Origin of the sequence: Dokdonia sp. MED134, assembly GCF_000152925.2 — a bacterium.
Taxonomy (GTDB): domain Bacteria; phylum Bacteroidota; class Bacteroidia; order Flavobacteriales; family Flavobacteriaceae; genus Dokdonia.
This window is the reverse complement of record NZ_CP009301.1, coordinates 2,827,368-2,841,559: the sequence shown is the minus strand read 5'-3', so window position 1 is coordinate 2,841,559 and position 14,192 is coordinate 2,827,368. Positions and strand designations below refer to the sequence as shown.

Annotated in this window: 15 protein-coding genes and 1 tRNA gene; 7 read left to right on the top strand and 9 right to left on the bottom strand. The window is 38.3% G+C overall.

Annotated features, from left to right (window positions below; genetic code table 11):
- Positions 1–9: 9 nt before the first annotated feature.
- The 7 genes from MED134_RS12600 (at position 10) to MED134_RS12570 (ending at position 3,176) form a co-directional block, all read left to right on the top strand.
- Positions 10–324 (top strand): rhodanese-like domain-containing protein, encoded by a 315-nt coding sequence (locus MED134_RS12600; protein WP_038599732.1) that lies wholly within the window; start codon positions 10–12, stop codon positions 322–324.
- Positions 325–486: 162 nt separating this feature from the next.
- Positions 487–852, top strand: a complete 366-nt coding sequence (locus tag MED134_RS12595) for a rhodanese-like domain-containing protein (RefSeq protein WP_237747115.1) — start codon at positions 487–489, stop codon at positions 850–852.
- Positions 853–956: 104 nt separating this feature from the next.
- The gene (locus MED134_RS12590; RefSeq protein WP_038599729.1) at positions 957–1,223 is read left to right on the top strand and encodes a heavy-metal-associated domain-containing protein; all 267 of its coding nucleotides are present in this window, start codon (positions 957–959) and stop codon (positions 1,221–1,223) included.
- 3 nt (positions 1,224–1,226) lie between these two features.
- Entirely contained in the window at positions 1,227–1,487 is a 261-nt protein-coding gene (locus MED134_RS12585) for a YidH family protein (protein WP_038599726.1), read from the top strand.
- A 104-nt stretch (positions 1,488–1,591) separates the two neighbouring features.
- Positions 1,592–2,065 carry a Dps family protein gene (locus tag MED134_RS12580; protein WP_038599723.1) on the top strand — a complete coding sequence of 158 codons (474 nt, stop codon included), beginning with the start codon at positions 1,592–1,594 and terminating at the stop codon, positions 2,063–2,065.
- Positions 2,066–2,202: 137 nt separating this feature from the next.
- Positions 2,203–2,763 (top strand): YeeE/YedE family protein, encoded by a 561-nt coding sequence (locus tag MED134_RS12575; protein WP_038599720.1) that lies wholly within the window; start codon positions 2,203–2,205, stop codon positions 2,761–2,763.
- A complete protein-coding gene (locus tag MED134_RS12570; RefSeq protein WP_038599718.1) occupies positions 2,763–3,176 on the top strand; it encodes a DUF6691 family protein in 414 nt (137 codons plus the stop codon). The genes MED134_RS12575 and MED134_RS12570 overlap by 1 nt, the downstream gene beginning before the upstream one ends.
- Positions 3,177–3,252: 76 nt before the next feature.
- Here the strand turns inward: MED134_RS12570 and MED134_RS12565 are convergent.
- The 9 genes from MED134_RS12565 to MED134_RS12525 all read right to left on the bottom strand — a co-directional run bounded on the left by MED134_RS12565 (position 3,253) and on the right by MED134_RS12525 (position 14,095).
- A tRNA-Arg gene (locus MED134_RS12565) sits at positions 3,253–3,326 on the bottom strand.
- A gap of 35 nt (positions 3,327–3,361) precedes the next feature.
- A complete protein-coding gene (locus tag MED134_RS12560; protein WP_038599715.1) occupies positions 3,362–5,314 on the bottom strand; it encodes an OmpA family protein in 1,953 nt (650 codons plus the stop codon).
- Between the two features lie 292 nt (positions 5,315–5,606).
- Positions 5,607–6,056: a GatB/YqeY domain-containing protein gene (locus MED134_RS12555; RefSeq protein ID WP_038599712.1), complete on the bottom strand. Its 450-nt coding sequence runs from the start codon at positions 6,054–6,056 to the stop codon at positions 5,607–5,609.
- A 138-nt stretch (positions 6,057–6,194) separates the two neighbouring features.
- A complete protein-coding gene (ftsZ, locus tag MED134_RS12550) occupies positions 6,195–8,210 on the bottom strand; it encodes a cell division protein FtsZ (protein WP_038599709.1) in 2,016 nt (671 codons plus the stop codon).
- A gap of 97 nt (positions 8,211–8,307) precedes the next feature.
- The gene (gene ftsA, locus MED134_RS12545) at positions 8,308–9,657 is read right to left on the bottom strand and encodes a cell division protein FtsA (protein ID WP_038599707.1); all 1,350 of its coding nucleotides are present in this window, start codon (positions 9,655–9,657) and stop codon (positions 8,308–8,310) included.
- Positions 9,658–9,712: 55 nt separating this feature from the next.
- Positions 9,713–10,429, bottom strand: a complete 717-nt coding sequence (locus MED134_RS12540) for a cell division protein FtsQ/DivIB (RefSeq protein ID WP_038599704.1) — start codon at positions 10,427–10,429, stop codon at positions 9,713–9,715.
- Positions 10,419–11,771, bottom strand: coding sequence for a UDP-N-acetylmuramate--L-alanine ligase (murC, locus tag MED134_RS12535; RefSeq protein ID WP_038599701.1), 1,353 nt, complete (start codon positions 11,769–11,771; stop codon positions 10,419–10,421). Before murC ends, MED134_RS12540 begins: the two co-directional genes overlap by 11 nt.
- A 31-nt stretch (positions 11,772–11,802) precedes the next feature.
- The gene (gene murG / locus MED134_RS12530; RefSeq protein ID WP_038599698.1) at positions 11,803–12,900 is read right to left on the bottom strand and encodes an undecaprenyldiphospho-muramoylpentapeptide beta-N-acetylglucosaminyltransferase; all 1,098 of its coding nucleotides are present in this window, start codon (positions 12,898–12,900) and stop codon (positions 11,803–11,805) included.
- A complete protein-coding gene (locus tag MED134_RS12525; RefSeq protein ID WP_038599695.1) occupies positions 12,887–14,095 on the bottom strand; it encodes an FtsW/RodA/SpoVE family cell cycle protein in 1,209 nt (402 codons plus the stop codon). The genes murG and MED134_RS12525 overlap by 14 nt, the downstream gene beginning before the upstream one ends.
- Positions 14,096–14,192: the final 97 nt, after the last annotated feature.

Here is a 14,192-nt window from a genome sequence, read left to right as displayed (position 1 = left end):
ACTTTTAAAATGAAAAATATAAATCAAGCCGAATGGCAAGAACTCATTGCAAATGACAGTCAGGCTGTAATTCTAGATGTAAGAACTCCTGGAGAGTGTGCAGAGGGAATACAGGCTAATGCTCAAATGATTGATTTTTTAGACCAGCCCTCGTTTATGGCTTCTATAAAAGAGCTTGACACCTCAAAAAATTACTACATCTATTGCAGGAGCGGTAATCGTAGTGGGCAAGCTTGTCAAATACTTGATAATATGGATGTACAAAGCACATACAATCTTACGGGTGGAATGATGGCCTGGACAGGAGAAACGGTAGCACCATAACGCATAATTTGCCTCATTATAATTAAGGCTTATTATTTTAAATTAGTGAAGAAAAAAGTGACTGTACAAACAGTCACTTTTTTTTTGTTTTAAAAGCCTTGCTATGTAACCTAAGTCACTGACAAACGTATACTAAGCGCTTATCTTTGAGTAAAAATAATAATGAAACTTACACTCATACTTATGTCATTTCTATCCTTACTTTTTGGTGATAAATTGCAACAGAGCGATGCTATCACAATACTAGACAGAGACGCTTTTAAAAGCGCAATAGCAACCCCTGGTGTGCAGCTCATAGATGTACGTACTGCAAATGAGTACAGCTCTGGTCATATAGCAAAAGCACAAAATATAGATTACTTTAAAACATCAGAGTTTACAACTAAGGTAAATAAACTTGATAAGGATAAACCGGTGTACCTCTATTGTAGATCTGGTAATAGAAGCCAGCGCGCTGCGGCAAAATTAGATAGCTTAGGTTTCAAAATCATCTTTGATCTAGAAGATGGTTATAACAACTGGAAATAGCTTAGTCTATAAATCATAATGATTATAATGTATGCAATCACGCTTTCGCGAAAGCGTAATTAATTATATCGATTTACTTAATCTCTTCATCAAAATATTACACTATGAAAACGGCTATAATTGTTCAAAATCTAAGATGTGGTGGCTGTGTTAATACAATCACTACAAAAATTAATGCATTAGAAAATGTACATAATGTTAGTATAGATCTAGAATCATCTACAATCTCCTTTACTGCCGAAGATGGTATAGATGCGCTATCTGTAAAGGAAACTCTAAAAAAACTAGGCTATCCATCTATAGAAGATGATAATGGTGTATTGTTAAAGGCAAAATCTTTTGTAAGTTGTGCTACGGGAAAAATAACCTAACCTATGAGCACACTAGAGCAATCACTAAGAGATAAACTGGCGATAGATAGAACGAGACTGGCAAACGAGAGGACCTTTCTTGCTTATTTTAGAACGTTTATTGTTTTTTTAAGTTCTGGTTTTGCTATTATAAAATTAGACCTGTTAAACGAAATACGCTGGATAGGTATTATGCTCATTGTTATAGGACCTGCCTTATTAATTATAGGTTTGTTTCGTTTTTTATATGTAAAGAAGAGTATCAAAAACTACTATAAAGAGTAATGTATTATGAAAGCCTCTTGCTTTCTTAATTTATAAAAATACTTTAAGACACTAAGGCGCACGTTTTAGCGTAGCAATTAATAACTTTAAAAAAACTAATTATTATGAAAAAACTAAATAACATAGGCCTAGATGTAACCTCCTCACAACAAACGGCAGAGAAGCTTAATGATTTACTATCTAACTACCAGATGTTTTATATGAACCTAAGAGGATTTCATTGGAACATAAGAGGAAAACGATTTTTTGAATTACACCTTAAGTTTGAAGAGTTATACAACGACGCACTTATAAAAGTAGATGAGATTGCAGAGCGTGTACTTACCCTAAGCGCTACTCCACTTCACACCTTTAAAAAATATCTAGAGATATCAGAGATTAAAGGTGCCGAAAATATTACAGATGGTGAGGCAGCAATATCAAGTATACTCGAGGCACTTACTGTCTTACTCAAAAAAGAAAGAGCCATCTTATCAATAGCTGCAGATGCAAATGACGAAGGGACAGTAGCACTTATGAGTGATTATATCGTACAACAGGAAAAACTGGTATGGATGCTCTCTGCTTATCAAAACTAGTATAGGTACGCTTTCGCGAAAGCGTAACAAACACATTTACAATACATTAAAATACTTGATTAATAAAGACCTCTCTTAGGTAACAAATGTTACTGAAGAGGGGTTATTTTTGCGCTTTCTTTGTCAAAAATCAAGTAATGAATTGGATATTTTCCCCCTGGCCTTGGTATGTATCGGGCCCAATGATTGCTTTTGTGATGTTTTTACTACTTATGGTGGGCAAAAACTTTGGTATGTCTTCTAATCTTAGAACGATGTGCACCATTTGTGGAGCAGGCACAAAAGCAGACTTTTTTAAACTAGACTGGCGTGCACAAAAATGGAATCTCACCGTGGTTATAGGTGCCATTATAGGTGGCTTTATAGCTGCAAATTTTATGACTCCAAATGCCGCCGTTGCCATCACACCAGAAACTATAAGTGATTTACAAAATCTAGGCTTTAATAGTGCTGGTAAAGCATACCTTCCCACAGAGCTTTTTGAAACCTCGGCGCTGTTAGATTTTAAAACCTTAGCTATACTCATTATAGGCGGGCTCCTCGTGGGCTTTGGAGCGCGTTATGCCGGTGGTTGTACATCTGGCCACGCGATCTCTGGTCTTAGTAATTTACAACTCCCGTCACTTATAGCCGTAGTAGGATTCTTTATAGGTGGTCTTGTGATGATACATTTATTATACCCCTTAATTTTTGCCTAATGAGAACAATAGTTTATTTATTTATAGGAATCCTCTTTGGGATTACAATGTTTAAGAGTGAGGCTGCCTCTTGGTTTCGTATTTATGAAATGTTCAAATTTGACGCATTTCATATGTATGGAATTATAGGTTCTGCACTGGTGATAGGTGTTATCACTATACAGCTCATTAAGAAATTTGATATAAAATCTTTTTATGGGGAGACCATACACTTTTATCCAAAAACTAGGAGTGTAAGTCGCTACCTTATAGGTGGTATTATCTTTGGCTTAGGGTGGGCACTTGCAGGTGCGTGTCCGGGTCCTATGTTTACTCTTATTGGAGCAGGTTTTATACCTATACTAGTAGTTATTGCTGCGGCAATACTAGGTACTTTTTTATATGGTATACTTAAAGATAAGTTACCTCATTAATTGATAGACAAAGAGCCTTATGATTAAAATCCCCCAGTAAGTTTATACCTTAATGGGGGATTTTCAAATTTATCTGTGACCGCGAGAGGATTCGAACCTCCAACCCTCAGAGCCGAAATCTGATATTCTATCCAGTTGAACTACGCAGCCTTTTTACGCTTTCGCGAAAGCGCAAATTTACTCCATTACTGATTAACAACAATAAACTCTGAGCGTCTGTTTAACTGGTGCTGCTCCTCGGTACAATCACTATTATTACCACAGCCATTTACAAGTTGTGTCTCTCCATAACCATTACCACTTATACGCTCTGCATTTATACCTCTTGAGATGATATATGCCACTGTAGACTTTGCTCGTCTATCTGATAATGACAAGTTATAAGAATCTTTACCTCTACTATCTGTATGTGAGCGCACGTTAATAACCATCTCCGGCACTTGCTTCATAGCAGAGATGACTTTAGTGAGTTCAAGGGCTGCATCTGGTCTTATATCTGACTTATTATAGTCAAAATATATAGGGTTCAAATTGAGAAGCTTTGCAAGATCGTCTCCTACGCCTACTTCTGTAAGTCTAAGTTCTAACTCTATATCTCTTTCTAAACTTTGCTCTGTTGCTGGTGTCATCACAAAAACTTCGTTTGAGTAATACGTTTTGGAGGAAGCGCGTATGATATAATTCTGAGAGCAAACAAGATCAAATGTATACTTACCCTTAGGCGAGACCTGTACTTCTTGTAAAACCTTATTATCAGGATCTAGAAGTTGCACCTTTGCATCTGTAATAGGTGTTTTTGTGTTTTTATCTGTCACATAACCACTTATAGGTATATCACATTTGCGAGGTGGTTTTTCTGTCTGTTTAAAACGGTAGATGTCATCACTACCCATACCCTGAGCACGACTAGACGAGAAAAAGCCCATTTTTATGCTATCATTTACAATATAACCAAAGTCATCACTAGAGCTATTAATAGGTGCTCCCACACCCACAACAGCAATCTCTTCTGAAGAGGGATTTGTAACATAAACATCTAGACCGCCTAAGCCTGGATAACCGTCTGAAGCATAATATAAATTACCTGTATCACTCATAAAAGGAAACGCCTCTCTACCTTCGGTATTTATAGGTTTGCCCATATTTTCTGGTTCTCCATACGTCCCATCTTCATTTATATCGACCCTCCAGATGTCTGATCTACCTACTCCTCCAGCTCTATCTGAAGAGAAGTATAGTAATCGTCCATCCCGACTCAAAGCCGGATGCGCATTTGAAAAATCATCACTATTAAAGGGAACTTCTTCAGCCTTTGTCCAGCTCTTTGATGAAGAAAGATACGTGGACTTATAAATCTTTAGCTTGTTTATTCCGTCTTTTGATGCTTTATAATCTCCTTTTGTAAAGTTGTTACGGGTAAAATAAACGGTTTTTCCATCTTTTGAAAAAGTGGGTGAACTCTCGTGATAAATAGTATTGAGCTTTCTGCTAAATCTAGATGGAGGTGACATTGTACCGTCTTCTTTTATAGTAGACCTGTATAGGTCTAAAAAAGGTTGATTAGTCCATTTATGTATACGCCTGGTAACTGTACCGGTATCTCTTGCAGAGGCAAAAACAATTTGTCCCTTATAATATGCGGGCCCAAAATCTGAATACCTAGAGTTAAGCGTGCGCAACATATTAATCTCATAAAGACTCTCCTTATATCCCTCTACTGCCACATAATCTGGATTTTCTTGAAATAGCCTTGCTCTAAAATCATTACCACTTAAGGAGGTGAAAATTTGCATCATATCATCAGACTCGTCATACTCCTTTGTTGCTCGTAAAGTTTGTGCATATCTAAAATAATGCTCTGCACTTACGGAGTCTGCATAATTTTCTGTGATCTTTTTATACCACTCTTGTGCTTGTGAGTACTTACCGTTATAGTAATAAGCTTCTGCTATTTTTTTGAAAACATCATAAGACTTAAAGCCTTCTGCTACAAGGTCTTTGTAGATTTCTATTGCATCTATATATGCAAGCTGATTAAATTTTTTATTTGCCCTGGCAAGTTTTGCATCTTGAGCCACCCCTGTGATATAAAATAAAAAACAGACTAATAACGTGATCCCACGTAAAAAATTCTTCATTTAACCTTTAGTATTAAGTATTAACTTTTTAATTAAAAGATAAGTTGAGGATAGAATTTTACTACAAAATAAGGGGAGGCCACAAACATACTAAAAAAAGTGAAAGACACCAGCCTTACCTATTGAAAACTAGCGTCTTGCATAATAATTTAAAATATAAAATTAGAAAATTGACAATGCTTATGTTAATAAATAAACGTATTCGCAAATTATGGCTGTTACTTGCGTTTATTTACAAAAAAAGAGGCACATTATTGTGCCTCTTTCAATTGTATTATATTTAAAGTATAAACTAGCTCAGTCTTGATTTTACGATCGTACTTATAGTCTTACCGTCTGCTTTACCAGCTAGCTTGCCATTAACCTGCCCCATTACTTTACCCATATCCTTCATTCCTTGAGCACCAGTTGTAGCTATGACCTCATCTACCACTTTGGCTATATCATCTTCTCCTAGTTGTTCAGGTAAAAATTGTGCAATAACTTCTGCTTGAGCAAGCTCAGGCTCTGCAAGATCTGCTCTACCTTGTTCATTAAAGATGGTTGCACTATCCTTACGTTGTTTAACAAGTTTTTGAAGCAATTTTAACTCTTGCTCCTCTGTTATTTCTTCTTTTGCACCGCTTTCTGTTTGTGCAAGTAAGATAGCAGATTTTATAGCGCGTAGTGATGTAAGGGCATTTTGATCTTTGGCCTTCATAGCCTCCTTCATAGCCGTCATCACATCTTTAGATAGACTCATAGTTTATTGTTTTAATTAGATTATCAAAGATACGGAGTTTTATATGTACCACTTAAGTAGAAATAATCACTCCATAAAAAAGTAGTCCAACAATCTTGGGGGAGATCATTGGACTACAAAGCACTAATAATAATTGTATTAATCTACATTATCGTGTAGAAATGAGTTGTTCTTACGTAGTTGTACTTCGTCATTATCATCTGTAGAGAGTGACGTTCTAGATAGGTTACCATCTTTTTTTGGCGTCTCATCTAGATCTATACCCATACGTTTATATGCAGGCTGCTTCTCTATCTCTTCTATACGTGACTGGTTATTTCTAAACTTGTAGTTAAACTCCTTCATCTTACGTTTACGCTCTGATGCTCTATCTATAAGTAACTTTGAGATAGGGCTATTCATAGGGTCTATTTCTGCCTCTGGCTCATCTTCTTCTTTCTCTTGAGGAGCAACTGTCTTTGTTTCAAAAATGATTGTTTCTTCCTCATCAATATCTTCTTTTACAATAGAGGCACTTGAGAGTGTCTCTTCGAGCTCCATATAATCTTCAAGACTGTAGCGAGTCTCTCCATCATTAGTATGCTCGGTAACTGGAATGATTTCTATAGGCTCATTTACTTCTATTGATGCTGTGCTATCGTCTAGGTCAAAAAGCTTAGGTGCACTTTCTTCCTCTTGTACAGTAGTGTCTGCATTAAGTGGCATATCAAAAAAGAGCATTCCGTTTCCTTCTGGCTCTTTATTTTCGACTACTGGACTTTCTTGACGTACAGTTGTGTCTATAATTTCAAAGTCTGCATCATTTTCGGCTAGAATTTCATCATATACTACATTGATATTTTTTATAATATCTGTTGTAGGCACAATATCCATTTTATATTGCTGGCTTGCTGGAGCTTCTTGTCTTGACTGAGCCTGTGGTGCTTCTGGAGCTTTTTCTTGTGGAACTTCTTTTACAGGCGCTTTCGCGAAAGCGCTAGTAGTATCCTCCAGCTCATCTAAGTCTAGCGTGTGTACAATCTTAGCTGGTGCTACTGGTTTCTGAGGCTCAACGGGTGCTGCTGGCGGTATCTCTACTGTAGCCTCTGGCATAAGGTCTTGTTGTGCTTTTTGCTCCTCCTCTAGCGTGTGTATGATTTTTTTTGTCTCAACGTTTACAATATCGTTTTGCTGCTCTGCATTAAAACCTGTTGCTATTATTGTCACAGAAATCGCATCTCCTAGAGAGTCATCTTCACCTACACCCATAATGATGTTTGCACTGTGACCAGCCTCTGCTTGTATGTGATCATTTATTTCACCTATCTCGTCTATAGTAATCTCATCACCACCAGAAACGATAAGTAGTAATACATTCTTTGCACCTGTAATCTTGTTATCATTAAGTAATGGTGAGTCTAGCGCTTTTGATATTGCCTCGTTTGCACGACTTGTACCACTGGCAGTAGCGCTACCCATTATAGCTGTACCAGATTTACTTAACACTGTCTTTGCATCACGCAAGTCAATGTTTTGAGTGTAGTGGTGTGTTATTACCTCTGCAATACCTCTTGAGGCTGTGGCAAGAACCTCATCTGCTTTACTAAAACCAGCTTTAAAGCCTAAGTTTCCATAAACCTCACGTAGCTTATTATTATTTATTACAATGAGTGAGTCTACCTGAGCACGTAGTCTATCTACTCCTTTCTGGGCTTGTTCGTTACGCATTTTTCCTTCAAACTGGAAAGGAATCGTGACTATCCCTACGACTAGGATATCAAGCTCACGAGCCATCTTTGCAATTACAGGAGCGGCACCAGTACCTGTACCACCACCCATTCCGGCAGTAATAAAGATCATCTTTGTATTAGTACCTAACATCTGTTTAATATCCATCTCACTCTCTATAGCAGCTTGCTCACCCACTTCTGGATTTGCTCCTGCACCAAGACCTTCTGTAAGACCTACACCTAGTTGTATCTTAATAGGCACTGTACTATTCTCAAGTGCCTGTGCATCTGTGTTACAGATTACAAAATCTACACCTTTTATGCCCTGCTGGAACATATGGTTAATAGCATTGCTACCTCCTCCACCTACACCTATCACTTTTATGACATTGCTTTGGTTTTTAGGTAAATCAAATGTGATGTTATTAAATTGTGTCGTACTCATATAATTTATTTTTTGCCCCGTTGTATTCTACTAGATCGACGCCCATACGCCGATTTGATTCTTATTCTAATTCTTTAATTACTGCAGTGCTATTGCACTACTCTGCATTATCAAGAAAGTCTTTAAACTTATCTGCCCATCTATCAAAGATGCTGCGCTTAGGCGCTTGAGGCTTAGTTTGCCTAGCTTCAATATCTGTTTCTTGTACTTCATTTATGGTATCTGTAAATACCTCTTCTTCCTTTGCAATCACCTCTTCTTCTGCCTCTAGGTGAGAGTTGTATAGCCCGTGCTCAAGACTGTTCATCACAAGTCCCACTGCCGTTGCATAAAGCGGGCTTGTGGTCTCTGCATCACTATCTCCGGCAAGATGCTCATTAGGATATCCTATACGAGTATCCATACCAGTGATATATTCTACTAACTGTTTTAAGTGTTTAAGCTGGCTACCACCACCTGTGAGCACTATACCTGCTATAAGTTTTTTCTTCTGCTCCTCGTGTCCGTAATTCTTAATTTCTAGATACACTTGTTCTACAATCTCCACTACTCTTGCGTGAATGATTTTTGATAAGTTTTTTAATGTTATCTCCTTAGGCTCACGACCACGCAATCCAGGAATGGAAACAATCTCGTTATCTTTATTTTCACCTGGCCACGCAGATCCAAATTTTATTTTAAGTAGCTCTGCTTGTTTTTCTATAATTGAGCAACCTTCTTTTATATCATCTGTGATAATATTACCACCAAAAGGTATTACAGCCGTATGCCTGATTATCCCATCTTTAAAAATGGCAAGATCTGTTGTACCACCACCTATATCAATAAGAGCAACACCAGCCTCTTTTTCTTCTTGACTTAGCACTGCGTTTGCAGAGGCTAGAGGCTCTAGGGTAATACGATCTAAATTGAGCCCTGCGCTCTTAACACAACGTCCTATATTTCTTATAGATGCTACTTGACCTACAACCACGTGAAAATTTGCTTCCACACGACCACCATACATTCCTATTGGTTCCTTTATCTCACTCTGCCCGTCTACCTTATACTCTTGTGGTAAGACGTGTATAATCTCCTCACCAGGTAACATTACTAGTTTATGTACTTGATCACATAATGCTTCTATATCTTGCGCGTCTATTACCTCTTCAGAGTTATTTCTAGTGATGTAATCGCTATGTTGTAATGAGCGTATGTGCTGTCCAGCTATCCCTACTACAACATCTTTTATTTTAATCCCTGATACATCTTCGGCCTCTTGTACTGCTTGTTGTACAGACTGTATGGTCTGGGTAATATTATTAACTACACCACGATGCACACCAAGACTTTTAGACTTACCTATACCTAGAATTTCTACCTTGTTGTACTCATTGTACCGCCCTATCATTGCCACGATCTTCGTGGTCCCTATGTCCAGTCCTACTGCGATATTTTGATTTTCCATACTTCTAATTTTGAAGGTTTACGCTTTCGCGAAAGCGTTCTTATAACACCCTCTATTATTTTTTCTCACAAACTACTTGCCCGTCATACTTAAGCACTATTGTTTTATAATTACCTAAGCTTTTATCTTTTTGTGCCTTTTGATAAAACGCTTTATAATTACTGAAACGTTTATTAAGTTGCTCTACTTTACCTAGCGCAATTGTATACCCTAGTTTTCTTGCTTTGAGCATATACTCACCACTAGTGGTGCGTGATATGCCTATGATGTGCTTTGAGAGAAATGTATCTTTATTGATAAAATCTACCAGTTCAAATACTTCGTCTATATTCTTATCTGTCGCTCCAGTTACGAGAGGGACGTGTGCAGCGTGATTTTCTGACAGTGGCATCACCTCACCACCCTCGTCTATATAAAATGACGTAGCACCGTTAAGTCGTGCAATAGGCTTGCGTTGCTCTATTGCAACTCCTACCTCACCACTCATCGATACATAAACATCTGCATTCTTGATAATTGGATGCGCCTTGACGCGATTTTCCATTATACTCAAAGCTAAATTTTCTTTAGGCGTTTCCGTAACCTTTTTTCCACTTACTATCAACAATTTATTAACGGTCTCACGAGTGACAAAAGGTGCACTTTCATCATCAAAAGAGATGGTTATTTCTTCTACAAGACGAGCATCGTTTCTCTGTACAGAAAACCCAAACAGAAACACTGTGAACCCCAGTAAAACCAGCATCTTTATGTAAAACCAATTAACCTTCACTCTGCAATATTTTTGTAACTTTTAATATTTCTACACCTATATCTCCGGCGCCCATCATTACTATAATTTTCTTATTTGAAGCTGTCACAATCTCAGGCAAGCGATTTTTTGTGACAATTTCTTTATTTGAAAGCGTCATTTTATCTAATAATGCTTGACTTGTAATACCTTCTATGGGCAACTCTCTAGCTGGATAAATATCTAGCAGTGCCACCTCATCAAAACGAGATAACTCTGTAGCAAAATCTGCCATAAAATCCTTTGTTCTACTAAACAAATGTGGCTGAAAAATAGCCAGCACTTCCTCGCCCGGATACATCTCTTTTATACTTTGATACACCGCCGCAATCTCTGTAGGGTGATGTGCATAATCATCTATGAGCACCTTATCTTGAGACTCGTAGCGATAGGTAAACCTGCGATTTACACCCGCATAACTAGCTAACGCTTCTGGCAACTTTGCTACTGGAGTACCATAAGCCACCGCCATACTAAGTGCCGTGGTAGCATTAAATAGATTGTGCCTCCCTGGTAATGTAACTTTCAAATCTTTAAGCACACCATCTGGATACTTAAAATCAAAATGATAAGCACCGTCTACAATACGCACATTTTGTGTCGAGTATGTTGCATCATCTTCTATCCCCACGGTATTACCCGCAAGTGGCAAACCATTCTTTACAAATCTCTTTTCTGGAGCTACAAGAGATCCAAACTCTTGAAAAGTCGCCACAAGATCTGCCTCGTCTTCATAAATATCGAGATGATCTGCATCCATAGAGGTGATGCACAATATGTCTGGCGTGAGCTGTAAGAATGACCTATCAAACTCATCTGCTTCTACAACAGTAATATCGCTTCCGTTCTGAATAAGGTTACCGTTGTAATTATTTGTTATTCCTCCTACAAAAGCTGTTACTGGTGCTCCCGTAGCAGCGAGTAAGTGACCTAATATACTTGAGGTAGTTGTTTTTCCGTGGGTGCCAGCAACAGCAAGCGAGAACGACTGGTTTGCAATAAGACCCAACACTTCTGCGCGTTTTTTGAGGATATGCCCGCTTTCGCGAAAGCGTACTAACTCTCCCATTGTACTTGGCACCGCAGGTGTATATATAACGAGCGTGTTTTCCTTATCTGCAAAGATCTCATCTATCGCATCTCCCTTATCTTGAAAATGAACAGCAACGCCAGCCTCTTGCAACTTTGTGGTTACATCTGAAGGCGTCTTATCATAACCTGCTACGTTTTTACCTTCACTTTGAAAATAAAAAGCAAGCGCACTCATCCCTATACCGCCTATGCCGATAAAGTAAAAGTTATGTATGTCCTTAAGTGCTTTCATATATTACTCTTCACAATATGCTGTAAAGTTTCTACTTTTTATCTTTTAATAATTTTTCTACCTCATCTACTATATCACTAGTCGCATTAGGTAAAGCGAGCGCATTTATTTTATTGCCCAAAGCAAGTCTAGATGGCTCATCATCTATTAACGCCTTAAACATAAGTTCAAACTTCTTGTCAAGATCTTTTTGAGCAATGAGTATAGCACCACCTTCTTTCTCTATGGCTTTTGCATTTTTGGTTTGGTGATCTTCTGCTACATTAGGCGACGGTATAAAAATAGTTGCCTTCCCCACGATACATAACTCAGATACAGAGCTTGCTCCAGCGCGAGATACAATAACATCTGCAGCAGCATAAGCCATATCCATCTGGTCTATGTATGCCATCACTTTAACATCTTCACTATCTAGATGCTTATAGGTGTCATAATATAATTTACCTGTTTGCCATAAAACCTGTACCCCTTGTTCTCTAAGGAAAGGTAGCTTCGCATACATAAGCTCATTAACTGCTTTTGCACCAAGACTCCCTCCTATCACAAGCACCACTTTTTTACTCGCATATAGCTCATATTTTGCCATTGCTTGCTCGCTTTTACCTGATATATCAAGTAAATCTGAGCGCACTGGATTTCCTGTTTTTACAATCTTTTCTTTAGGAAAAAATCGATGCATCTCATCATATGCTACACATACTTTACTTACGTGTTTTCCTAATAGTTTATTTGTGATGCCCGCATAGCTGTTTTGCTCTTGTATTAACGCTGGTATGCCAGCTACAGTTGCCATTTTAAGTAAAGGGCCACTAGCAAAACCACCCGTACCAATGACCACATCTGGCTGAAACTTTTTTATAATCTTACGAGATTTCCATAAACTACTTATGAGCTTAAATGGAAACATAAGATTATCTACCGTGAGCTTGCGCTGTATACCTGCTATCCATAATCCCTCAATATCAAAACCTGCTTGTGGCACCTTGTCCATCTCCATACGGTCGCTCGCACCTACAAAGAGAAATTGTGCGTCAGGATGACGCCGCTTTATCTCGTTTGCGATGGCTATAGCAGGATAGATGTGACCACCTGTTCCTCCTCCAGATACTATGACTTTACAAGGCTTCACTTAAAACATCTAATGGGTTTAACTCACTCTCTTCTTTTACCGGTGTAGGTTTGCGCTTTGCACTTACACTTAACACAATTCCTACAGCGAGACAGGTCATCCATATAGATGTACCTCCACTACTCACTAGTGGTAATGTTTGTCCAGTTACAGGAAACAACTCTACAGCAACTGCCATATTAATAAGGGCTTGAAAAACTATAGGCAACCCTACTCCCACTACCACCAGCTTTGCAAAAATCGTTTCGGCTTTATGGGCTATCACTGTTATTCTAAATAGCAATAACATATATAAAAACAATAGAAAACCTGCTCCAGCAAGACCAAACTCTTCTACAATGATGGCGTATATAAAATCTGAAGATGACTGTGGCAAGAAGTTTTTCTGTACACTTTTACCAGGACCTTGACCTAATAAACCACCTGAGGCAATTGCGATTTTTGCTTTTTCAATTTGGTAATCTGCATCTGCATCTACCTCATCATTTGCAAAGTTTTCTACACGACTTATCCAGGTGTCTACCCTGTTTGGGAACATCCCCGGAAAAGCTTTTGCCATAAGCACAAAAAATAACAGCGCCACAATACCTGTTGCTATTACAATACCCAAATACTTAAGCGGGTACCCACCTAAAAACACCAGTGCAACCACCATAGCAGCAATGATTGCCGTAGTCGAAAAATTGGCTGGCAATATAAGTCCCAGCACTACCGCCACAGGCAACCATAGAGGAACAAGCGTTTCTTTAAAAGTTACTACTTTATCCTTAATTTTTGCCAGATAACGCGCTACATAGACCATAAGCACAACGCCTGCAAAGGTTGATGTCTGAAAACCAACACCCAGTATAGGTATCTTAATCCATCTACTTGCATTTGCACCTCCCATCGTGGTACCCTGGGCTAGCGTTACTATAAGTAGTATAATCACAAAGGGCAATGCTATAAATGAGAGCCCTTTAAAATAATGATGTGGTATTTTATGCACGCCATATAGCATTGCAAAACCAAGTACTAAGTGCATCCCGTGCTTAATTAAAAAACGCACCGTATTACCGTCACCCTTTATATAAGCAAGGTTACTCGCAGCACTATATACCGGTAAAAATGAAAACAATGCCAGTAGAGCAACAATTGCCCATATAGCTTTGTCGCCTTGTAAACCTGCAAATATGTCTTTAAAACTAGTACTCACTTACTATTAATTGTTTTTGTTGCGCTTTCGCGAAAGCGTGATTTTCCTTTTTTTTATAAACTCTGATACACCGGCTACTCACGGGGGATTGCAGCTT